This is a genomic window from Microbacterium sp. 2FI, from assembly GCF_005502885.1.
Taxonomy (GTDB): domain Bacteria; phylum Actinomycetota; class Actinomycetes; order Actinomycetales; family Microbacteriaceae; genus Microbacterium.
The window spans coordinates 154,388-175,350 of record NZ_SCMR01000005.1; the positions used below are offsets into that span (position 1 = coordinate 154,388).

The window sequence follows — 20,963 nt, forward strand, 5'->3', positions numbered from 1 at the left end:
TCGTATCGGCTGCCCCCTGGTGCCGACCCGCTACTGTAGGCCCGTGCGCCTCGGAGTCCTCGACATCGGCTCGAACACCGTCCATCTGCTCGTCGCCGACGTGCGTCCGGGCGGCCGTCCGCACGCGACGACGAGCAAGCGCACGGTGCTGCGCCTCATGCGCTACCTCACACCCGACGGGGCGATCACCGAAGAGGGCGTCACGGCGCTCGTGAACGCGGTCGCCGAGGCGCGGCGCGTCGCGTCGGCCGAGCGTGTCGACGAGCTGCTCGCGACGGCGACGAGCGCCGTCCGCGAGGCCGCCAACGGCGCCGACGTGATCGCCCGCATCGAGGCGGCGCTGGGTCAGCCGCTCCAGGTGCTCGGCGGCGAGACCGAGGCGCGCTACACGTTCCTCGCCGTGCGGCGCTGGTTCGGGTGGGCCGCGGGTCAGATCCTGCTCTTCGACATCGGCGGCGGCTCGCTCGAGATCGCCGCCGGCGGTGACGAGCTGCCGGACGCCGCGGCATCCGTACCCCTGGGCGCCGGGCGCATGACGATCGAGTTCCTCCCCGACGATCCACCGGGCGAAGAGGCCGTCGAGCGGCTGCGCGATCACGCCCGCGCGACGCTCGCACCGCTCGTCGGCACGTTCGGCGCACTCCCCCGCCCCGATCACGTCGTCGGCTCCTCGAAGGCGATCCGCTCCCTGGCCAAGCTCGTCGGCTATCCCGTCCCGGGCTGGTCGGGGATCGAGCGGATGCTGCTCCCCCGCGCTTCGCTCAGCTCATGGATTCCGCGGCTCGCGCGCATCCCCGCATCCGCTCGCCAAGAGCTGCCGGGCATCACGCCCGACCGGACGTTCCAGATCGTCGCGGGCGCCGTCGTGCTGCACGAGGCGATGCGCGCGCTCGACGTCGACGAGCTCGAAGTGTCGCCCTGGGCACTCCGCGAAGGCGTGCTGCTGCGCTACATCGAGTCGCTCTCATGGAGCGCGCCCAGCGCCTGAGCCTGCACGACGAGCCGGTCGCCCTCCCAGCCGACGGGCATCGGATCGGTCACGCCGCCGACGAACCTGCCGTCGTCGCCGCGGTTGCGAAAGGCGAAGAGCAGCCACTGGCCGTCGCTGCGGCGACGCAGCAGCCGCCCGACGTAGAGGCTCTCGTCGGTGAGGGGGTATGCGGCATCCACGTCGAACGGACCGAGGAGCGACTCGGCGGGCACGGCCCACGTTCCGCCTCCCATCCCGTGGCGCGATGGCGTGGCGTGCTCTGCCGTGCACGAGAAGATCAGCACGGGGCGGCCGTCGATCACCTCGACCTGGGTCACCTCCAGCTGACCGAAGCCGTCGACGCTCGGGGCGCTGAGCGGCTCGCGAAGCTCCCACGTGCGCAGATCCGCCGACCACGCGTGGCCGATGACCCCGCGGCCGGCGACGGGGCCGAGCGGCGCGCGGGCTGTGATGAGCATGTGCCAGCCGTCACCGCCCGGGTCGGCGAAGACCCACGGATCCCGGAAGGCCTCATCGTGCCAGGCTCCGCTGTCGAGCGTCTCGTACCAGGGCGCGGCTGCGGCGAGGACCGGTTCGCCGGTCTTCGTCCAGGTCTCGCCGTCGTGCGATGTCGCGTATCCGATGCGCTGGACGTTCTTGCCCGCTGCCGCGAGTGACGACCCGGTGTAGAAGAGGAACCATGTGCCGTCGGGATGCCGCACCACCGATCCCGTCCACGTCGCGAGGTCGTCGAAGGCCGGCGCATCGCTGCGCACGAGCGCGTCGGCGACCTGCGTCCATTCGACGAGGTCGGTCGAGACCGCGTGGCCGATCGACGCGCGATAGTGGCGGGCCTCGGGGTCGTGCAGGGCGCGCGAGGCGTAGAGGAAGTACAGGTGGTAGCGCTCGCCGTCGTCGGCGAACCAGAAGTCCCATACCCAGGAATCGGGGAGGTCGAACACAGTGTGATCCTTCGTATCGTCGGCGCGGTCGCCCGCAGCCGGTGGAGTCAGTGGGTGTGCACGGCGCCGGAAGCGGCGCCTCGGAGGTCGAGTTCGGCCGCCCGCGGCGGGTCGGCGCCGGGGCGCGACACGGTGATCGACGCGGCGAGCGCGCAGCGCCTCAGGATGGTCTCGAGATCGTCGAGGCGGATGCCGCCTCCCGGCGCCCGCAGGGCTGCAGCGCTCCCGCCGAGAGCGACGAGCCCGTCGAGGAGAGTGCCCATGAAGGTATCGCCCGCGCCGACCGTGTCCACCACGGCTGCAGGCACAGCCGGTACGCGGACGATGCCGTCATCGGTCACGGCGAGCGCTCCCGCCGCGCCGAGCGTGACCACGACGATCGCCGCTCCCCGTTGCTGCCACTCCTGCGCCACCTCTTCGAGGTTGCGGCCGGGGTGCAGCCAGCGGAGGTCCTCGTCGCTCGCCTTGACGACGTCGGCCAGCCCGACGAGTTCGTCGACTCGGGCGCGTACGGCGACCGGGTCGTCGACGAGTGCGGGCCGGATGTTGGGGTCGTAGGTGATGATCGCGCGGCTTCGTGCCGCTCGCACGAGCACCGCGACCTCGGAAGCACCGGGCTCGAGCACCGCCGCGACCGAGCCGGTGTGCACGACATCCGCGTGGCCGGCAGCGGACGCGCCCTGTCCGCCGAGATCCCACTGCAGATCGAACGCGTACCGCGCGGCTCCCGTCTCATCGAGGTGCGCCGCCGCCGTCGCCGTGCGCCGCGCGCTGATCGCGGTCACGGCGACGCCCGACTCTTCGAGCCACCGGCGCACGCGGCGTCCGCGGTCGTCGTCGCCCAAGCACGTCACGAGCCGGGGCGTGCGGCCGAGGCGCCCGAGCGTCAGGGCGACGTTGGCGGGGCTGCCGCCCGGAGCCTCGTCTCCGACGCCCGACGGGCGGTAGACGATGTCGACGAGGGCCTCTCCGACCACGACGATGCGCGCGGCATCCGTCGCCGTCATCCCTTCACCCCGCTCGCGGCGATGCTGCTGACGAACGCGCGCTGGAAGATCAGGAACACGATCAGCACGGGGAGCGTGATGAGCGACGTGTAGGCCATGACCTCGCCCCATGCCGTGTTCAGCTGGAAGAAGTACTGCATGCCCACCATGACCGGCCTCAGCTCCTCCTTCTGAACGACCATGAGCGGCCACAGGTACTGATTCCACGCGGGGAGGAATGTCAGGATCGCGACCGTCGCGAACGCCGGCCCCGACAGCGGCACGAGGATGCGACGGTAGATCCCGAACCAGCTCGCGCCGTCGATCCGTGCCGCCTCGTCGAGGGACTTCGGGATCGTCGAGAAGTACTGCGCGAACAGGAAGATCGAGAACGCGTTCGCGATGAACGGCACGATCTGCACCTCATACGTGTTCAGCCAGCCGAAGTCGTACTTGACCATCCCGCCTTCGATGACGAGGGTCGGCAGCTGCGCGACCCAGTAGACCATCGGCACCGCGATCGTCTCGAAGGGCACGATCAGCGTGGCGATCACCACGGCGAGGACCACGAAGCGGCCCTTCCACTCGAGCCGCGACAGGGCGAAGCCCGCCATCGAGTTGACGATCAGCCCGAACCCGACGGTCAGCACCGTGACGAGCACGGAGTTGAAGAGGAACTGCGCGACGGGAACCCGGTCGAAGACGCCGAAGTAGTTGTCGAGGCTGATGTCGCCGACGGGCAGGAACGCGTTCACCGAATCGACGTCCTGCAGGATCTGCGCGTCGGGCTTGAGGCTCGAGACGAACATGAACACGAGCGGGAAGAGGAACAGGATGCCGAACAGCGACATCGCGACGTACACGAGGATCTTGCCCCGCAGCCGGTGCGATTTCTCACTCATGGGTCAGTCCTTCTCTCGCGTCAGCCGTCGCTGGATGAGCGCGATGATCAGCACGGCGACGAAGAAGATGAGCGAGATTGCGGCGGCGTAGCCGATCTCCTGCTGCTCGTAACCCTTGCGCACGGCGTGGAAGACGATGGTTGATGTCGAGCCCTGCGGGCCGCCCTGGGTCATCACGTCGACCTGCACGAACAGGCCGAGGGCCGCGATCGTGATCGTGACGAGCACGAACACCATCGTCGGGCGCAGGCCCGGCCAGGTGACGTTCGTGAACTGCCGCCACGGACTGGCGCCGTCCATCCGGGCCGCTTCGTAGAGCTCCTCCGGAATGGTCTGCAGCCCCGAGAGCCAGATGATCATGTGGAAGCCGACGGCTTGCCAGATCGACATGAAGATGATCGCGCCGAGCGCCGTCCGCGGATCGTTCAGCCAGTCGGCGCCCGACCACAGCCCGAACGTGAGGGCGTCGATCATCGCGTTGATCAGTCCGTCCTGCTGGTACATGAACTTCCACAGGATCGACACGACGACGATCGAGGTGACGACCGGGATGAAGAAGATCACCCGGAAGGCGGTGACACCGCGCATGCGTCGGTTGACGAGCACGGCCAGCAGCAGGCCGAGGGCCGCCTGCACCGGCACGACCACCAGCGCGAACAGGGCGGTGTTCCCGACGGACTGCACGAACAGCGGATCGGCGGTGAACGCGCGCATGAAGTTGTCGAGCCCGACGAAGCGCGGGGGGTTGGGGGAGATGAGCCGCGCGTTCGTGAAAGACAGCGTGAAGGCGAGGATCACGGGAACGATGAGGAAGAGGACCAGGAGGATGCCGGCGGGGGCGATCATTCCGAGGCCGGCCCATGTCTCGCGGCCCTTGATGGAGCGGAAGCGTCGGAGCGCGCGCCGAGGTTCTTCGGCGGCGACCGTCGGTGGAGTGACAGTCATGGCAGATCTCTCTGAGGATGCGCCGGCGGGGGCACGAGGCCCCCGCCGGCGCGGTGGATCACTGGAAGCCGTAGCCGTCGTTCGAGGCGATGTTCGCGTCGATGTCCGACACGGCGCGATCGAGCGTCTCCTGCACGTCTGCGCCGCTCATGATGTCCTTCGCGGCGGTCTCGAACGTGGCCGAGATGACGGCGTAGGCGGGCGTCTCGGGACGCAACACGGCGTACTCCTGCGAGAACTCCACGAACGGGCGCAGCGCGCCGTCGTCGCCGAAGTACTCCGATGCCTGCGCGGCCGCCTCGGTGGCGGGGATCACGACCTGCTTGTCGGCGAACTCGGTGATGTACTCGTCCTGGAAGCTGAACTCGAGGTACGCGCGGGCGCCGTCTGCGTCATTGCACTCCGACGAGATGCCCCACTGCCACGAGCCGCCGCCGATCGCAGGTCCCGTGCCGAGGTCCGGCGGGGGCAGGATGAGCAGGTCGTCGCCTACCGCGTCGAGCGCCGTTACGGCGTTCCAGACACCCGTGTAGCTGAGCGCCACCTCGTCGTCGACGAACTCCTGGTTCCCGACTGTGCCGCTGTTGTCGGCGTAGCCGTCGGCGAAGAGACCGGCGAACCATTCGCCCCACGCGACCGCCTCGGGTCCGTTGAGCGCGCCGTCGGCGGTGAGCATGGTCGACCGGTCGATGAGATCGCCGCCGAAGCTCTGCAGGAACGGCGAGTACGCGTACGGCCACCACTCACCGGTGTCTTCGGCGCCGATGTCGATGGGCGTCTCGTATCCCGCATCCTTGAGGGTCGAAAGCGCCGCGTCGAACTCCGCGGCATCCCACGGCTCCTCCATCGTCGGGATGCGGATGCCGTTGGCCTCGAGCACCGACTGACGCGCGAAAATGGCGAGCGCGGCGTCCCAGTAGCCCGCCGAGTAGATCTCGTCCTCCCACACGCCGACGGCGGTCGGCAGCAGCGAGTCGGTGAGCTCGGTCGGCAGCCCGAGGGGCTGCAGATAGCCCGCCCATGCCCAGTTCGGCATGATCGGGCCGTCGAGGTCGAGAAGACACGGCAGATCGCCGGATGCCGCAGCCGCGACGATCGCGTCGTTGTAAGCGCCCTGGGGGAAGGACTCGTGCACGACCTCGTAGTCGTCCTGTGAGCCGTTGAAATCGGAGATGATGCGTTCGTAGACCTCGAGTTCGGCCGGGTTTCCGGCGGAATGGGTCCACATGGTCAGCTGCGTGCGGCCGTCCTCGGTCGTGGTGTCACCCTGACCTGCCTGCCCGCATCCGGTGAGCGCGAGCGCCCCCACCAGCCCGACCGATACGAAGATCGGCGTCGTTCTGCGCATAATTGTGGTTTCCTTCTCTTGGTGATCGACGCCCGCGTCGGTCACTGATCGGCGACTGCCTCTGGCAGTCGTTCTGTGAGTGAAGCCCGTCGCCGGTTCGGTTTGGCGACTTGCGCCGGCGGCGGGCCTACGGAGTCTCGTCGGATGACGGGACACTCCATCAGGTGCGTGGCGTCCTCATCCCCCTCTGCGCGGACGCCGAGCGCGACCTCCATCGCCCAGCGGCCCATGTCGTAATGGGGCAGCGCGATGGTGGTGAGGGGGGGATCCTGTTCCGCGGCGATCAGCGCCTGGTCGTCGAAGCCGACGATCGAGAGGTCGCGCGGGATGTCGAGACCACGCCGGTGCGCGGCGATGTACACGCCGACGGCCATGCGGTCGTTGAAGCAGAAGACGGCGGTGGGACGCTGCTCCTCAGGGAGGTCGAGCAGCCGCTCGTAAGCGGCGCGACCGCCGCGAGCGGTCGTCTCGCCGTGCACGTGGAGCGCGGGATCGGCAGGAATGCCTGCCTCGGAGAGCACTTCGAGATAGCCTTCGTGGCGCAGCGTGGACGCGATGGGGTTGTCGTCGGTGTCGATGTAGGCGATGCGACGATGCCCCGCGGCGACCAGTTCGCGCACGGCCGCCACACCGCCGGCGCGGTCGTCGGGAACGACGGAGCGGAAGCCCCCGCCCTCGGGCCGGCAGTCGAGGAAGACCGCCCCGGCGGGGAGTCCGCTCGGTGCCGGGACCACCTGGTGCCACATGCACGCGTAGATGAGCGCGTCGACCTGCTGGGCGGTGAGCGCGCGGATCGCGTCTGCCTCGATCGTACTGTCGCCGCCCGTGTCGATGAGGAAGACGAGGTGGCCGTTCTCACGCGCGGCGTCCTGCGCGCCGGCGAGCATGTCGCCGGCGAACGGGGTCGTGGCGATCTGGTCGGAGATGAGGCCGACGGTGCGCGTCTGCTGCGTGCGGAGCCCCCGCGCGACCGAGCTCGGGGCGTAGCCGACGGCGCGTGCCGCCTCTCGCACCCGGCGGCGGGTCTCTTCCGAGATGCGGGACTCGACGTCGTTCATGACGAGCGAGACAGTCGTCACCGACACGCCTGCCGCCTGTGCGACATCTGAGATCCGAGCCCGGGCCACCGCTTCACATCCTCGTGATAAATCGATTTATCTAACGGGAATGATTATTACCCCGACGCATCCGCTGCGTCAAGTGCCAGTTCTTCGGCTACAGCGCGAGCCGCTCCCGCACGACCGCCGCGAGCACCTCGGCGTGGCGCTGGGCATCGGCTTCCGAGGCCGCCTCGACCATCACGCGCACCATCTCCTCGGTGCCCGACGGGCGCAGCAGCACCCGGCCCGAGTCGCCGAGCTCGGCCTCGACGGCGGCGACGGCATCCGCCACACCCTCGTCGGCCGCGGCCCGCGTGCGATCCACACCGCGGACGTTGATGAGCACCTGTGGGAAGACGGTCATGACGGAGGCGAGCTCGGCCATCGAGCGCCCCGTGCGAGCCATCTCGGCGACCAGGTGCAGGCCTGTCAGCAGTCCGTCGCCGGTGGTGGCGTACTCGCTCATGATGACGTGACCCGACTGCTCGCCGCCGAGCGAGTAGCCGCCCTCGTTCATCGCCTCGAGCACGTACCGGTCGCCGACGGCCGTCGGCACGACCCGGATGCCGGCGGCAGCCATCGCGCGGTGCAGGCCCAGGTTGCTCATGACCGTCGCGACGAGCGTGTCGTCCTTCAGGTGCCCGCGCTCCTTCATCGAGACGGCGAGGATCGCCATGATCTGGTCGCCGTCCACGACACGGCCGGTGGCGTCCACGGCGAGACAGCGGTCGGCATCGCCGTCGTGAGCGATCCCGACGTCTGCGCCCACGCGCACGACCTCGGCCGCGAGCACGTCGAGGTGCGTCGAGCCCACGCCGTCGTTGATGTTGAGTCCGTCGGGGTCTGCGCCGATGACGGTCACGCGGGCGCCGGCGTCGCGGAAGGTCTCGGGCGAGACTCCGGATGCCGCGCCGTGCGCGCAGTCGAGGACGACGTGGAGCCCGGCGAGGGTGTGCGGCATCGAGCCGAGCAGGTGGACGACGTAGCGGTCCTCGGCGTCGGCGAACCGGCGGATGCGGCCGACACCGGCCCCGGTGGGCTGCAGCTTCGGTCCCGACATCGCGTGTTCGATGCGCTCCTCGACGACGTCGGGGAGCTTCACCCCGCCGCGGGCGAAGATCTTGATGCCGTTGTCGGGTGCGGGGTTGTGGGATGCCGAGACCATGACGCCGAAGTCGGCGTCCATGTCTGCGATGAGGAACGCCGCAGCGGGGGTCGGCAGAACGCCCGCATCGAGCACGTCGACGCCGGAGGACGCGAGGCCCGCCTCGACGGCGGCCGAGAGGAACTCACCCGAGACGCGGGGGTCGCGGGCGACGACGGCGGTGAGGCGCTTGCCGGCGGCCTTGCGGGCCTCGGCAGTACGGCCCTGGCCCAGGACGACGGCAGTCGCCTGGGCCAGGGTGAGAGCGAGATCGGCGGTGAGGGGGCCGTTGGCCAGCCCCCGCACCCCGTCCGTGCCGAAGAGCGGCATGCGGAGGGGAGAGCCGATCAGCGCTTCGAGTACTGAGGAGCCTTGCGGGCCTTCTTGAGACCAGCCTTCTTGCGCTCCTTGACGCGAGCGTCGCGCGAGAGGAAGCCGGCCTTCTTCAGGGTCGGGCGGTTGTTCTCCTCGTCGATGCCGTTGAGCGAACGGGCGATGCCGAGACGCAGCGCGCCGGCCTGGCCCGAGGGGCCACCACCCGAGATACGGGCGATGACGTCGTAGGCGTCGGTGAGGTTGAGCACGGTGAAGGGGTCCTTCACGAGCTGCTGGTGCAGCTTGTTCGGGAAGTAGTCCTCGAACGTGCGGCCGTTGACCGTGATGGTGCCCGAGCCGGGAACGATGCGCACGCGGGCGATGGCCTGCTTGCGACGGCCGACAGCGGCGCCCGGAACCGTGAGAACGGGGCGCTCGACGGCGGCGACGGTCTGGTCGACCGGGGTCTCGGTCGAGTAGTTGCTGGTGTCTTCTTCGATGTTCGCCACGAAAGTGTCCTTAGTCTGTCCGGCGCTCACTGGGCGACCTGGTCGAGGGTGTACGTCTTGGGCAGCTGAGCACCGTGGGGGTGCTCAGCGCCGCGGTAGACCTTGAGCTTGCGAAGCTGCTGCGCACCCAGGCTGTTCTTGGGGAGCATGCCGCGCACTGCCTTCTCGACGGCGCGCTCCGGGTTCTTGTCCATGAGCTCGCCGTAGGTGACCGACGAGAGACCGCCCGGGTAGCCCGAGTGGCGGTACGCCTTCTTCTTCTCGAGCTTCTGGCCCGTCAGCGCCACCTTGTCGGCGTTGATGATGATGACGAAGTCGCCGGTGTCGACGTGGTTCGCGAAGGTGGCCTTGTGCTTGCCACGGAGGAGGATGGCGGCGTGCGAGGCGAGACGGCCGAGGACGACGTCGGTTGCGTCGATGACCAGCCACTCGCGCTGGACTTCGCCAGCCTTGGGGGTGTAAGTGCGCGTCACAGTAGTGCTGCTTTCTTGATCGAACGGAGAGGTTCGTGAATCCCGCTCCGGGGTGGTTCGCTCCCCGAAGGGGGTCGAACACGCCAGTGGAGGGCTCACGTTCGTCGGGCCGGGTCAGCTGAGCCGGACACCAAAGGTCAAGCTTACGGCATGCGGATGCTGCGACCAAACCCGCGCGATGCGCGAGCTCCTAGACCCGGCTGCTCCGCGCCCGGCGCGTCCCGCGAACGACGAGCAGAAGGATGCCGCCGGCCAGCAGCGCCAGGCCGCCGATCACGACTCCCATCGGCACCTCTCCGCCCGTGCCCGACAGCTCCTCGCCACCGGCAGCGGACGCCGACGGGTCGATGACGGTCACCGGTGTCGTCGACTCGGCGTCGCCGTACACGACCGCGATCGTGTGCGAACCCGCCTCGATCGCGAGCGGGATGGTGACCGTCGCGGTGAACGACCCGTCGGCGTCAGCCGTCGACGATCCGAGCAGCACGGGCGTCGAGCGGATCCAGATCTCGAGCACGTCGCCGGCGTCGAAGCCGGACCCCGTGATCGTGAGCGATCCGCCACGGGTGACCGACGTCGCCGAGAGCTGCAGCGACGGGCCTGCGCCCGGATCGGGGTCGACCGGGGCACCGGTGTCCGTCGGGTCAGGGGTGGGGCTCGGGTCAGGGCTGGGGCTGGGTGACGGCGTCGCTGTCGTTCCGTCGTCGGGGTCGAGATAGGCGAGACGTGTCTGTCCGAGCACGTCGTCCTCCGTGACGGGAGTCACCCCGAACTCGACCGTCTCATCGCGCGCGATGTCGCCGATGCGGGCGGTACGGGCGTCGGGCGCGATGAGACCGACGTGCACGCCGTCGACCGTCAGGCTCCAGCCCTTCGGCGGGTCCACCGGTGCCACCCACGAGACCGTCGCGACGGCACCCTCTCCGGTGACCCCGACGCTGTCGGCCGGGATCGCGACGGGCGGCGGCGGCGGTCCGATGCGCACGGGCGCCGAGAAGTTGGCGATGAGGCCGTCGGCGTCGGTGACGCGCAGCTGCACGAAGCCGTCGAATTCGGCGTCGTACGTGTGGTCGGCGGTGGACTCGCCGTCGATGATCTCGTACACGCCGTCGCCGTCGAAGTCCCAGTCCCACTGCTCGATCGTCGAGGTCGTCGAGTACGAGGGGCCGGCGTCGAAGTGGATCGTCGAGCCGACGTCGCCCGCGTAGCGGTTGAGGACCAGCATCGGCACCGGGCGGGACTCGATCTTCGTCAGTGCGTCGGAGAGCGCCTGCGCGGCATCCCCTTCGTTCACGACCACTTCGCCCGTCGTCGCCTCCGCCATCGGCTCGTAGTACTCGGCCAGATAGCTCGGCACCACCGGATAGACGTTGACGGGGTCGATCTCGAGGCTGCGCGCAGCGACCATCGGCAGCGTCGATCCGTCGACCTGATCGGGATCGTGATACTCGGCATCCGTCAGCACGACCGCCGCCTTGGTCGCTCCCGGACGCCAGTCGAGGCCGTTGAAACCCGTCATGAGGGCGTGCAGCAGGGCCTCGGGCGTGTCGCCGCCGCCGTCGACCGAGATCGCGTCGAGGGCCGTGGCGAACGGGCCGATGTCTTCGCTGAACGGAGTCAGGATGCGGGCGGTGAACTCGTCGCCGGCGTCGCGGTACTCCACGAGGGCGACCCTGCCGCGGTTGGCTGCCACGAACGACGACAGCGTCGTCGCGACGGCCTTCGCCTGGTTGATCATCCACGACATCGACCCGGTCGAGTCGATGAGGAACACGACGTCCAGACCCGTGGTGCCCGACTGGAGATAGCTCGGTGAGGCGTCGAGGTCGTCCTCGGATGCCGGCATCCGCTCGCGCAGGCGCTCCACCGCCTCCTGCACGCCCTTGTCGATGTCGCCGCCGGCGAGCCCGTAGGTGCCGTGGCCGTCGGCATCCCACACCGCCTTCGACGATCCGCAGACGAAGTCGTGATCGGCGCACCACAGCCCGGTGTCGTTCTGCCACGACGACGGCAGGTAGGGCTTGCGGGCGCCGAGCGACCCGTCATCGGTGTCGCAGTTGGGAACGACGCGACGCCACGCGGAGAACTCCTTCCCCTCGCAGGCCGGAGCAGCGTTCCACAGGAAGCTCTCGCCCTCAGGGAGGTAGAGCTTCGGGTCGCCGAAGTGCATCGCGAACACCACGTGCTCGCGCTCGGACGCGGTGAGTCGCTCGACGTAGGTCTCGCCCACGACCTGCGCACCCTGCGAGTATCCGCCCAGGATGAACAGCGCCGACGGGCACTTCGCCAGTCGCGCCGCGATGTAGTCGTCGAGTTCGTCCACGCCCTTGTCGACGCTGCCGCCGTACTCGAAGGCCCCGCCGCCGCTGAAGAATGCGCCCGATGAGTTCGTCGCCGAGTCCCATGAACCGGTCCCGACCGGGACGGCGGGGTATTGGTGCCCTTCGACCGACGCCGTGCCCAGCTCGTAGTAGTTGAGGGTCACGGGCGCCGCGATGCGCGAGACCAGCTGTTCGCTGAACCGCGTCGCCTCGCCGGCACCGAGCCCCTGCCCCGACCCGCGCGCGAACACCGCCTCGACGTCGGTGCAGGCGTTGTCGACGGCCGCAGCCAATGCCGGGCCTGCGACCACCAGCGACGACGCGAGGACGACGATGGCTGCGGCACCCGCGATCGCCGAACGTATGACATTCCGAGCATGCATGTGCGAGTGGCCCCCAAGCCTCGGCCGCCCGAACGGCCGTGTGCCGAGTATGTCGGCATCGGCCGCGCGATGCAAAACGACGGTGATGCTCAGTCGTGGGGTGCGATCAGGACGACGGCGCCGGCGCCCGAAACCTCTCCGCCGAGTTCGGCGTCGGCGGTGATCGTGACGCTCACGTCGAAGCCGTCCACGACGGTCGTGCCGGCGCAGACGCCCACCACGCCGGAGACGTTCTCGGGCGGCCGGCAGTCATCCGAATCGATCGACCATTCGGCATCGGGCAGCAGCGCGACGATCGCGTCGGACGAATCCGGGAGCGCTTCGAGCGTGTAGTTCCGCTGCATGCTGGGGCACTCCTGCACGCTGTAGGCGCAGATGCCGAGCCAGCCGCTCGTGGTGATCGTCTCATCGGTCAGGGTCCAGTCCGCCGGAACCTGCATGCTCGCCGCCACCGCCCGCATGTCGCTCTCGGCATCCGTCGCCGCCTGGTCGCGCTGGAACGCGATCGCTCCCGCGACGATCGCCAGCACGAGCACGGCACCGCCGATGACCGCCCCGATGACGAGGCCCCGCCGACGTCGGCGGGGCGTCACAGCGGGGCTCGCAGGTGAGGACATGGCGCCCACGCTATCGTCCCCGGACGCACCGACCCCGCCCGGGGCTCGCCCGGGCCGGGTCGGTGTCGTGGGTCTCTCTACTCCCCTTCAGGATGGTGGTCGTGCTCGAATCCGCTGATGTCCGTGCTCAGCATCTCCACAGGCCCGTCCGCGACGGGCAGCTTCAGCCCGCCGGGGATCGAGCGTCCGACCACGCCGTTGACGAGTTCGGTCGAGTACGAGTACGCCAGCACCGAGAGCGCTACCGCGTCGGAATTGACCTCGAGTGCGTGATCGTTGACGTTCGCCATCGTGTCGCACACCTGGTGATAGCAGGGGTCGAACGCCTGGCCGGCCGTTCCTCCCCAGATCGAGGCCTGCTCGGCGGTCTTGACGACCTCCGCGCCGGTGAACAGACCACCGGCCGGGATGCCGACCTCGATGAAGCCGGCGTAGTCGCTGCGACCGCTGAACTGGGCGTCGTCGTACGGCTCCCCCACGCTGGTGAAGTACTGCTCGAACAGGTCCTCGATCTGGATCGAGCCCTCCGGGATCGGAACGCCGTTCGGCGCCGGGAAGCCCGACTCGTCACCGTCGTAGATCATGAAAATGTAGTTCGGCGAGCCGATCATGTCGAAGTTCAGGTACAGCGCGATCCGGTCGCGCTCCTCCTGCGGCAGGCGGTCGACGTACGAGTACGAACCGACGAGCCCGACCTCTTCAGCCGCCCACCACGCGAGGCGGATCGTGTTCTGCGGCTTCAGCTTCGACAGGTTCTGCGCGACCTCGATGAGTGCGGCCGATCCACTGCCGTTGTCGTTGATGCCGGGACCTGCCGGCACCGAGTCGAGGTGCGCGCCCGCCATCACGACGTTGTCGTCATTGACGCCGGGAAGCTCCGCGATGATGTTGCGCTGCGGACGGTTCTCGACGCCGAGCGTCTCGACGCGCGCCGTCGATCCTGCCTGAGCGAGCGTCTGGCCCGCAGCGAACGAGGTGGGCGCCGCGGGGATCGTCGGGATGGGGCTCACGCCGTCATTGAGGGTGACGTTCGTAATGACGCCCTGGTTCGTCGAGTTGCTCCCCTGGTTGAAGATGATCGCGGCCTCGGCCCCTGCTGCTTGGGCGTTGTTGACCTTGATGGCGAAGCTGCAGGCTCCGCGCTGAATCAGCGCGATGTCGTTGGGTCCGCTGAAGTCGAGTCCGGCGAAGTCGGTCGCCTGACAGCCACTTGTCGATGTCGCAGGGTTGGCTATCGCGAGGTCGACGGGGATGACCCCGCCCGTGACCTCGCCAAGCACCGCGAGCGTGAAGTAGGCCGACGGGTGGTTGACGGCCGTCGGAGTCAGCTGCTGGATCTCGGCATTGGGCTGGAATGCGAAGTCGAACACGTCCTCCGACACGTCCCACCCCGCGGCGGTGAGCTGGTCGACGACGTAGTCGGCGCTGGCTTCATAGCCCGGGCTCGCAACCGAGCGGTTGCCGTTGTTGGCGGTCGCGATGTCCTGGAACGCCTGCAGGTGCTCCTTGACGCCGTCGACGCTGACGCATTCGAGCAGCTTCGAGATCGTGTTGTTGTTCCTGTTGTCGCACGCGGCGGCTGCGGCAGGCGCCGCGAACGCCGCCGACGCCGGAAGCGTCGCGAGCGCGAGTGTTGCGACGGCGGCGGCTGCTATCGCCGCTGTGCGCCTGGTTGGTCTGCCGGATCGATTCATGTTCTCTCCTTCACAGTCGTGCCGGTTCGGCACGGTTGCGCGCGGCGGCACCGTTGCAGCCGCGTGCAGGGGGACGGACCCCGGGTGGGAGTCCTGATGCCGAACCTAGGGTGGGACGGCGACAAGGGATAGAGCGACGGCAGAACTCTCATCGCCGACTCATGCGGCCATCCACGTCTCATCGAATTCTCATCCAGCCGGGCCTGCACGGGCCATACGCTGGGGAGCACGAGCCCGAACTCGTATCCCTCGCACTGTCTCGCTCGGTGGGCGCGTCCCGCCCCCCGGATCAACGTCGCCGATCGCAGCGAAAGCCCTGTGCGGGGAGATCGGACCCGTGTCGCGCTCGCCGATGCCCCCCGTTGGCGAGCGCGACTTCCGTTCAGGCTGCGCCGACGGATGCCTCGGGTTCCGCCGAACCCGCCCGCGCGGATGCGTCGGTCGGTCGTGCCGTCACCAGGATCGGCAGGTGGTCGCTGAGCCCCTGCGGCAGGGTCCGCACCCGATCGATCTCGAATCCGATCGATGTCGCGAAGTCGTAGTGCCCGCGGAAGAATCGATACCGGGTGTAGGTGCGAGAGTCGCTGAGGTTCAGCTCGAATCCCTGCTCGCGCACGTGCTGACCGAGGTGCTCCTTGAAGACGGGGTAGTTGTAGTCACCCACCATGAGCGCCGGGAGGTCGGCGCCGAGGGACTGCAGCTCCGTGAGTGCGGTGCGGATCTGGTGGCGGCGCAGCGAATTGAGTGCGGTGAGGGGCGCCGCGTGGAACGAGGCGACGATCACATCCCGCCCCTCGTCGATGTCGTGGAGCCTGACGCCGAGGAGCCGCTCTTCGGCGGGCTTCAGCACACGGTCGTGCAATGACTTCTTGAGCGCCAGGGCGCGCACATCCACAGCACGAAAGGTGTTCTCGCGGTAGTAGACCGCAAGCCCCAGCCTGTTGCGCTGCGTCGAGTCGGCCAGGCGAAGCCCCGCGATCTCGTCCGGGATATGCGAGGTGTCGGCCTCTTGCAGACACAGCACATCGGCGCTGTAGCGCTCGACGAGGTGGGCGAGCTCGCCGGCCGCCCGATGTTTGCGCAGATTGTACGAAATGACCCTCATGTCGCCTCCACCCTACGAGGGAAGCGTAGCGGCCAGGTGTCGTCGCGTGGACCCACAGGACACTCAGAGCGGAACGACCGCACCCGAGGAGCTGAACATGACACGCACATCCCCCACCACCGCGGCACCGGCTGCCGACCTGCACGGCGCCGTGGACGACGCACTGGTTGCGAGCCGCGCCGCCCGCGTCGAGGCCGAGCGCGCGCTGCATCGCAGCGAGAACCGCCGACGCCATGCCGCCGCGGCGCTCGAGATCGATCTGCGCCCGATGCGCATCGACGAGGCCGCGCGGGCGCGCCTGCGCGACGACTACACGACCGCCGCCGCCGAGGTCACCGCCCGTCGGGCGGAACTCGACCGCGCTCTCGCTCTCGAGGGCGCAGCGGCGACCGTCGTCGCCGCTCTCGAGGACGCCGACAGTCCGCTCGCCCGACAGGCGGCGACGTCGATCGCGCAGGTGCTGTCGTTCCGCCGGCACGGCGAGACGAGGGATGCCGCTACTCGAGGTCGCGTCGGGCGCGGGTCTGTTCTGCCCGTGCGGCGAGCAGTGCGGCGCCCGGATACCCCACCTCGGTCAGCGTGAGACCGCGCGCCGCGAGCACCTTGATCTCGGGCACGCGCTCCCGCTCGTCGCGGATCTCGACGGCATCCACCACGTCGAGGCGCCCCTCGCCGACGGCGACGCACGCCCCGACGAGCGCACGCACCATGCTGTGGCAGAACGCGTCGGCGCGCACATTCGCGATGAGGACGCCCGCCGCGTCGCGATGCCAGTCGAACTCGAGGAGGGTTCGAATCGTCGTGGCCTCCTCGCGGGGCTTGCAGTAGGCGGCGAAGTCGTGGAGGCCGATCAGCGCGCGAGCCGCGGCATCCATCCTCGCGACGTCGAGGTCGCCGCGCACCGTCGTCGTGCGATGCCGCTCGAGCGGGTCGTAGCCCGCCGAGCGATCCGCGACGCGGTAGGCGTACCGGCGCCACACCGCCGAGAATCGCGCGTCGAACCCCTGGGGGGCCGGGGCCGTGCGGGTGACGACGACGTCGGAATACGCGCCGGTCACGCCGCTGACGCGCGCCGCGAGCACCGCGACCGGGTCGGGCGGTGAGGATGCCGACCCCCGCGCGCGGGCGCTGAGGAGCCGCTCGGCTTGGGCGTCGTCGAGGTCGACATGCGCGACCTGCCCGGTCGCGTGGACGCCGGCGTCGGTGCGGCCGGCGACGACGAGTCGCGGCGCTCCGCCGAGCACGCGGCCGAGCGCGTCCTCGAGCGTGCCCTGCACGGTGCGCAGCCCCGGCTGGCGCGCCCAGCCGCGAAAATGCGTGCCGTCATAGGCGATGTCGAGCCGGATGCGCACCCGCCCAGCCTAACGACCGCAACTACCCGAGCACGCGGCGGCCGTGGGGCAGGCTGCCGCCGACGGCCGCCATCGCCGCGCGGGCGAGCCGCACCCGATTCTCGCTCTCGCGGACGATCTCGCGGGCGACGACAGGATGCAATCGCACGATGTCGTCGAGCACCGTGACCGGCAGCGACACGACGTCGACCTCGCTCGTCGCGATCGCACGCGAGATCGTCGGTGTGCGCGAGAGCGCGGTGAGCCCGACCGCATCGTCACGACCCAGCTGGGTCACGTGCACGAAGCCTTCACGCTCGGTCGGGATGCCGAGGACCACGGTTCCCTGCAGGATGAATCGCGTCTCGTTCGGCACGATCCCGGGCCGGAGGATCGACTCGCCGGAGCAGTAGCGCTCGAGCCGCGCGTGGGCGGCGAGCGCGTCGGTCTCGCCCGGCTTGAGGCTGAGCAGCGGCCCGATCTGCCGCAGTGCGTCCTGCAGGCGATCGGAGGTACGCCAGTCGTCGGTGACATCACCGTCGAGGTGCAGTTCGGCCCGCCGAGCGGCGTACCAGAGCCGGGTCGCGAACGCATCGAGCACGGCATCGTGATCACCCGGGTTGCGCAGCGGAATGGCGACCGCATACGTCGAGCCCGGACGCGTCGCGGCGCTCGGCTCTCGAGCGGTCGAGACGAGCGGGATGTCGCGCGCGACCGCGACGAGAAGCTCGCGAACCCGGCCCGGCGGATCGTCGCTGCCGAAGGCGACCTCGATCGTCGCGGCATACGGATCGGGACTCCGTGACAGATTCGTGAACGAGCCGCCGGCGAGTTCGGCCGTCGGCATCACGACGATGCCGTTCCCGGTGTCGAGGTGGATCGCACGCCAGTTGACCTCGACGATCTGACCCCGCGTGCCGCCGGTGTCGATCCAGTCGCCGAGCTCGAACGGCGCTTCGAAGATGAGGAAGAGCCCCGACACGATCGATCCGACAGCGTTCTGCAGCGCGAGGCCCACGACGATCGACGTGATGCCGAGCGCCGCGAACACACCCGCGACGTCGGCATCCCACACCCACCAGAACACCGCTGCGATGCCGAGGATGATGAAGACGAACCGGATCAGGTCGCTGAAGATCGTCGGGAACCGGTCGCGCCACGAGCCCTTCTCGCCGCGATGGAAGACGAGGTGATTGATCGCGTTGATGACCACGACGATCACCAGGAGGCCGAAGATCGTGGCGACGACCTTGGGCCAGGTGCCCTGCCCCTGCCAGGCACCCGGCTGCGTGATGAGGACCAGGATGCCGGCGACGGGCACCAGGTAGTTGCGCACCATCAGGATGATGGGCGCCGCCCGGCTCCCCCGACGGGCGAGCGCGTTGTGGAACTCCGTCAGGCCGATGAGGACGAGCGGGAGTCCGACCGAGACGATGACGGCGGGCCAGAACCACGGCTGCGCGACGATGTCGGCCATGGGATGCCTCACCCCTCCACGACGGGGACGGGAGCATCGACCTTCCACACGCGCTGCGTGCCGTTCTGCGTCTCGAGCTCGCCGGCCGGGTGCACCGCGACCGACTCGGGCAGCCGGTCCACGACACGCTGTGTGACGTAGATGCCCGGCTCGTCGGAGTCGCCCTGCACCCGGAACGCCAGGTTCACGGCATCCCCCCACATGTCGTAGACGACGCGTGCGCGACCGATGAGGCCGCTGGTGACCTTGCCCGAGTCGAGACCTGCGCGCAGCGACAGCTCGACGCCCTGCTGCGCGGAGTACCGCTCGAGGATGGTGTCGAGCTCGAGCGCGAACTCCACCGCGCGGCGCGCGTTGTCGACACGGGGCGTCGCGAGCCCGCAGCTGGCGAGGTAGCTCTGCCGCGTCGTGCGGACCCGCTCGACGCCGTGGCGCTCCGCGGCCTCGTCGAACGAGCGGATGAGGTCGTTGAGTCTTGCGACCGCGTCTTCCGAGGTCAGGGCGAGCGCGAGCTCCTCGAACCCGACGATGTCGGCGAAGACCACCGTGACGTCATCGCTGTCCTGCGTGATCGCATCGTCGCCGTGCTTGTAGCGATCGGCCATGCCCTCGGGCATGAACGAGAGGATGAGCTGCTCGTTCGCGCGCTCCTGCTCGTCGATGAGGTGGGACTTGACCTGCAGACTGCGACTCATGTCGTTGAACGCCTTGGCCACGTCGGCGAGTTCGTCGCTCGAGCCGGCGTCGACCTGCACGCCCTCGTCACCCGCGGCGATCCGCTGCGCGGCGAGCTTCAGCCGTCGCAGGGGCCGGACGAACACCTGCGCAAGCACCAGTGAGAGCAGGCAGACGAAGATGATCATCGCCGCGGTCGACAGGATGAGGTTCCGGGTGAAGTCCTCGACCGGCACGAGCGCCTCGGCCGAGGTCTCCTGCGCGACGATCACCCACGGCAGCCCCTCGACGCCGAGAGGGCTGTAGGCCATCAGGCTGTCGCGGCCCAGGTAGTCGCGCTCGAGGAGCGTCCCCGTCTCTCCCGACAGCGCCTTGGTCACCGCCTGACTGGCGATGGTCTGCTGCATGAGGGTGTTGCCGTTCTGCACGCTCAGCGCGGCGGCGGCGGGCTCGAGCCCCGCGGCGACGGCGGCATCCTGATATGCCTCGGGATCGTCCTGGAGCGGACGCGAGATCGAGCGCATGTAGCCGTCACGGCCGACGAGGTACGTCTCACCGGTATCGCCCAGACCGTTGAGCTCCCATTCGCCTCCGACGGTCATGACGCCGTTGATGCGCTCGATCGGAAGCTCGATCGCCAGAGCGCCGATGACGACGCCGTCATCGGCGATCGGCGTCACCGCCCACCCGGCGGGGTTGCCGAGACTCGGGCTGTAGGCGGCGAAGTCCGCCAGCACGACGTCGCCGACGATGTTGCGGTCCATCGCCGTGCGATACGCGACAGCGAGGTTCGACAGCCGATACGGGCCGTCGAACAGGTTGGTCCCGAGGTCGACGCCCTTGAACGCGGTGTAGACGACGTTGCCGTCGGTGTCGAGCATGAGCACGTCTTCGTAATCGAGAAGCTGCGTCATGGCGCGGAAGTAGGGGTGGTACCGACGATGCGCCTCGGTCCACGCACTGCCGTCGCCGGCGCCGTCGCTGAGGATCGCCTCCTCCCAGTCCTCGAACGGGATGACGTAGTGGTACTGCAGGTGAGCCTGCGCCGCGTCCTTGGGTGCGAAGGTCAGTCCGTCGACATCCTCGCCCGTGGCCTCGGAGAGATCTGTCGCGAACGACGTGCGGTAGTAGTCCTCGACGGCCGCGGACACTGCCGCGTCGGCCGGCTGCGCATCGAGCTCGGCGAAGCCCTCCGTGAAGGCACGCGCCGCCTGCTTGCTCGTGTCGTTGAGCGCGGCGAGTCGCACGGCGCTCTCGATCGTGGTGAACAGCTGCACCATCTCGCGGCTGCGGTTCTCACGGATCTCGACGAGCTTCTCGTACGCGATGGTCCGAAGCGCCTCGGTGCCGTTGAGGTATCCGATGATGCCGACGACGATGCTCGAGAGCACGCTCACCGACAGCAGCATGATCAGGAGGATCGAATAGATCGACAATCCGGCGCGCGATCGCGATCGCGGTGTGCCCACCCACTCCGTGGATGCCGCGGTCGGCGTCGCCTGTCCGGACATGTGTCCCCTTCTGACGCGCGGTGACGCGCAGGAAAGGATCCCCAGGTCCCGGCCCGAGGCCGGGACTTGCCCAAAGACTAGCGTTAACGTGAAAGGGCCACCCAGCGTTGGGTGGCCCTTTCATGAAAGAAGTCCGGCGGTGTCCTACTCTCCCACAGGGTCCCCCCTGCAGTACCATCGGCGCTGAGAGGCTTA

Annotated in this window: 18 protein-coding genes; 2 read left to right on the plus strand and 16 right to left on the minus strand. The window is 69.1% G+C overall.

Features of this window, described 5'->3' with window-relative positions:
• Positions 1–43 precede the first annotated feature (43 nt).
• Positions 44–988 (plus strand): Ppx/GppA phosphatase family protein, encoded by a 945-nt coding sequence (locus FFS15_RS06895; protein WP_137844272.1) that lies wholly within the window; start codon positions 44–46, stop codon positions 986–988.
• On the opposite strand, the gene FFS15_RS06900 is transcribed toward FFS15_RS06895, so the two are convergent.
• The 13 genes from FFS15_RS06900 to FFS15_RS06960 all read right to left on the minus strand — a co-directional run bounded on the left by FFS15_RS06900 (position 949) and on the right by FFS15_RS06960 (position 15,774).
• Entirely contained in the window at positions 949–1,932 is a 984-nt protein-coding gene (locus FFS15_RS06900) for a family 43 glycosylhydrolase (protein ID WP_137844273.1), read from the minus strand. The two genes, FFS15_RS06895 and FFS15_RS06900, sit on opposite strands and share 40 nt — an antisense overlap.
• A 47-nt stretch (positions 1,933–1,979) precedes the next feature.
• The gene (locus FFS15_RS06905; RefSeq protein ID WP_137844274.1) at positions 1,980–2,939 is read right to left on the minus strand and encodes a carbohydrate kinase; all 960 of its coding nucleotides are present in this window, start codon (positions 2,937–2,939) and stop codon (positions 1,980–1,982) included.
• Entirely contained in the window at positions 2,936–3,820 is an 885-nt protein-coding gene (locus FFS15_RS06910; protein WP_137844275.1) for a carbohydrate ABC transporter permease, read from the minus strand. The genes FFS15_RS06905 and FFS15_RS06910 overlap by 4 nt, the downstream gene beginning before the upstream one ends.
• A 3-nt stretch (positions 3,821–3,823) precedes the next feature.
• Positions 3,824–4,765: a sugar ABC transporter permease gene (locus FFS15_RS06915; protein ID WP_137844276.1), complete on the minus strand. Its 942-nt coding sequence runs from the start codon at positions 4,763–4,765 to the stop codon at positions 3,824–3,826.
• 58 nt (positions 4,766–4,823) lie between these two features.
• Positions 4,824–6,113 (minus strand): extracellular solute-binding protein, encoded by a 1,290-nt coding sequence (locus tag FFS15_RS06920; protein WP_137844277.1) that lies wholly within the window; start codon positions 6,111–6,113, stop codon positions 4,824–4,826.
• Positions 6,114–6,154: 41 nt separating this feature from the next.
• Positions 6,155–7,240, minus strand: coding sequence for a LacI family DNA-binding transcriptional regulator (locus tag FFS15_RS06925; RefSeq protein ID WP_137844278.1), 1,086 nt, complete (start codon positions 7,238–7,240; stop codon positions 6,155–6,157).
• An 88-nt stretch (positions 7,241–7,328) separates the two neighbouring features.
• Positions 7,329–8,687, minus strand: coding sequence for a phosphoglucosamine mutase (glmM, locus tag FFS15_RS06930; RefSeq protein ID WP_137844279.1), 1,359 nt, complete (start codon positions 8,685–8,687; stop codon positions 7,329–7,331).
• A gap of 17 nt (positions 8,688–8,704) precedes the next feature.
• Positions 8,705–9,181, minus strand: coding sequence for a 30S ribosomal protein S9 (gene rpsI / locus FFS15_RS06935; RefSeq protein WP_137844280.1), 477 nt, complete (start codon positions 9,179–9,181; stop codon positions 8,705–8,707).
• 26 nt (positions 9,182–9,207) lie between these two features.
• Positions 9,208–9,654: a 50S ribosomal protein L13 gene (gene rplM, locus FFS15_RS06940; protein ID WP_137844281.1), complete on the minus strand. Its 447-nt coding sequence runs from the start codon at positions 9,652–9,654 to the stop codon at positions 9,208–9,210.
• Between the two features lie 190 nt (positions 9,655–9,844).
• Entirely contained in the window at positions 9,845–12,358 is a 2,514-nt protein-coding gene (locus FFS15_RS06945; protein ID WP_137844282.1) for a cutinase family protein, read from the minus strand.
• A gap of 89 nt (positions 12,359–12,447) precedes the next feature.
• A complete protein-coding gene (locus FFS15_RS06950) occupies positions 12,448–12,975 on the minus strand; it encodes a hypothetical protein (RefSeq protein ID WP_137844283.1) in 528 nt (175 codons plus the stop codon).
• Between the two features lie 77 nt (positions 12,976–13,052).
• Entirely contained in the window at positions 13,053–14,669 is a 1,617-nt protein-coding gene (locus FFS15_RS06955; protein ID WP_137844284.1) for a M28 family metallopeptidase, read from the minus strand.
• A 382-nt stretch (positions 14,670–15,051) separates the two neighbouring features.
• A complete protein-coding gene (locus FFS15_RS06960; protein ID WP_137844285.1) occupies positions 15,052–15,774 on the minus strand; it encodes an endonuclease/exonuclease/phosphatase family protein in 723 nt (240 codons plus the stop codon).
• Between the two features lie 97 nt (positions 15,775–15,871).
• Between FFS15_RS06960 and FFS15_RS06965 the strand changes: the two genes are divergently transcribed.
• A complete protein-coding gene (locus FFS15_RS06965) occupies positions 15,872–16,357 on the plus strand; it encodes a hypothetical protein (RefSeq protein ID WP_137844286.1) in 486 nt (161 codons plus the stop codon).
• On the opposite strand, the gene truA is transcribed toward FFS15_RS06965, so the two are convergent.
• From truA to FFS15_RS06980, 3 genes are read right to left on the minus strand one after another with little or no spacing between them, the layout of a single operon-like run.
• On the minus strand, positions 16,272–17,126 hold the full coding sequence (gene truA, locus FFS15_RS06970; RefSeq protein WP_137844287.1) for a tRNA pseudouridine(38-40) synthase TruA: 855 nt from the start codon (positions 17,124–17,126) through the stop codon (positions 16,272–16,274). The two genes, FFS15_RS06965 and truA, sit on opposite strands and share 86 nt — an antisense overlap.
• A 22-nt stretch (positions 17,127–17,148) precedes the next feature.
• The gene (locus tag FFS15_RS06975; protein WP_137844288.1) at positions 17,149–18,582 is read right to left on the minus strand and encodes a mechanosensitive ion channel domain-containing protein; all 1,434 of its coding nucleotides are present in this window, start codon (positions 18,580–18,582) and stop codon (positions 17,149–17,151) included.
• Between the two features lie 8 nt (positions 18,583–18,590).
• Positions 18,591–20,768 (minus strand): adenylate/guanylate cyclase domain-containing protein, encoded by a 2,178-nt coding sequence (locus FFS15_RS06980; RefSeq protein WP_137844289.1) that lies wholly within the window; start codon positions 20,766–20,768, stop codon positions 18,591–18,593.
• Positions 20,769–20,963 lie beyond the last annotated feature (195 nt).

What these genes read in the sequence shown, in the direction of transcription:
- FFS15_RS06905 (WP_137844274.1), bottom strand. Translation starts at nt 2,939, where the DNA reads ATGACGGCGACGGATGCCGCGCGCATCGTCGTGGTCGGAGAGGCCCTC.
- FFS15_RS06910 (WP_137844275.1), bottom strand. Translation starts at nt 3,820, where the DNA reads ATGAGTGAGAAATCGCACCGGCTGCGGGGCAAGATCCTCGTGTACGTC.
- FFS15_RS06915 (WP_137844276.1), bottom strand. Translation starts at nt 4,765, where the DNA reads ATGACTGTCACTCCACCGACGGTCGCCGCCGAAGAACCTCGGCGCGCG.
- FFS15_RS06920 (WP_137844277.1), bottom strand. Translation starts at nt 6,113, where the DNA reads ATGCGCAGAACGACGCCGATCTTCGTATCGGTCGGGCTGGTGGGGGCG.
- glmM (WP_137844279.1), bottom strand. Translation starts at nt 8,687, where the DNA reads ATGCCGCTCTTCGGCACGGACGGGGTGCGGGGGCTGGCCAACGGCCCC.
- FFS15_RS06945 (WP_137844282.1), bottom strand. Translation starts at nt 12,358, where the DNA reads ATGCATGCTCGGAATGTCATACGTTCGGCGATCGCGGGTGCCGCAGCC.
- FFS15_RS06950 (WP_137844283.1), bottom strand. Translation starts at nt 12,975, where the DNA reads ATGTCCTCACCTGCGAGCCCCGCTGTGACGCCCCGCCGACGTCGGCGG.
- FFS15_RS06955 (WP_137844284.1), bottom strand. Translation starts at nt 14,669, where the DNA reads ATGAATCGATCCGGCAGACCAACCAGGCGCACAGCGGCGATAGCAGCC.
- FFS15_RS06960 (WP_137844285.1), bottom strand. Translation starts at nt 15,774, where the DNA reads ATGAGGGTCATTTCGTACAATCTGCGCAAACATCGGGCGGCCGGCGAG.
- FFS15_RS06965 (WP_137844286.1), top strand. Translation starts at nt 15,872, where the DNA reads ATGACACGCACATCCCCCACCACCGCGGCACCGGCTGCCGACCTGCAC.
- FFS15_RS06975 (WP_137844288.1), bottom strand. Translation starts at nt 18,582, where the DNA reads ATGGCCGACATCGTCGCGCAGCCGTGGTTCTGGCCCGCCGTCATCGTC.
- FFS15_RS06980 (WP_137844289.1), bottom strand. Translation starts at nt 20,768, where the DNA reads ATGTCCGGACAGGCGACGCCGACCGCGGCATCCACGGAGTGGGTGGGC.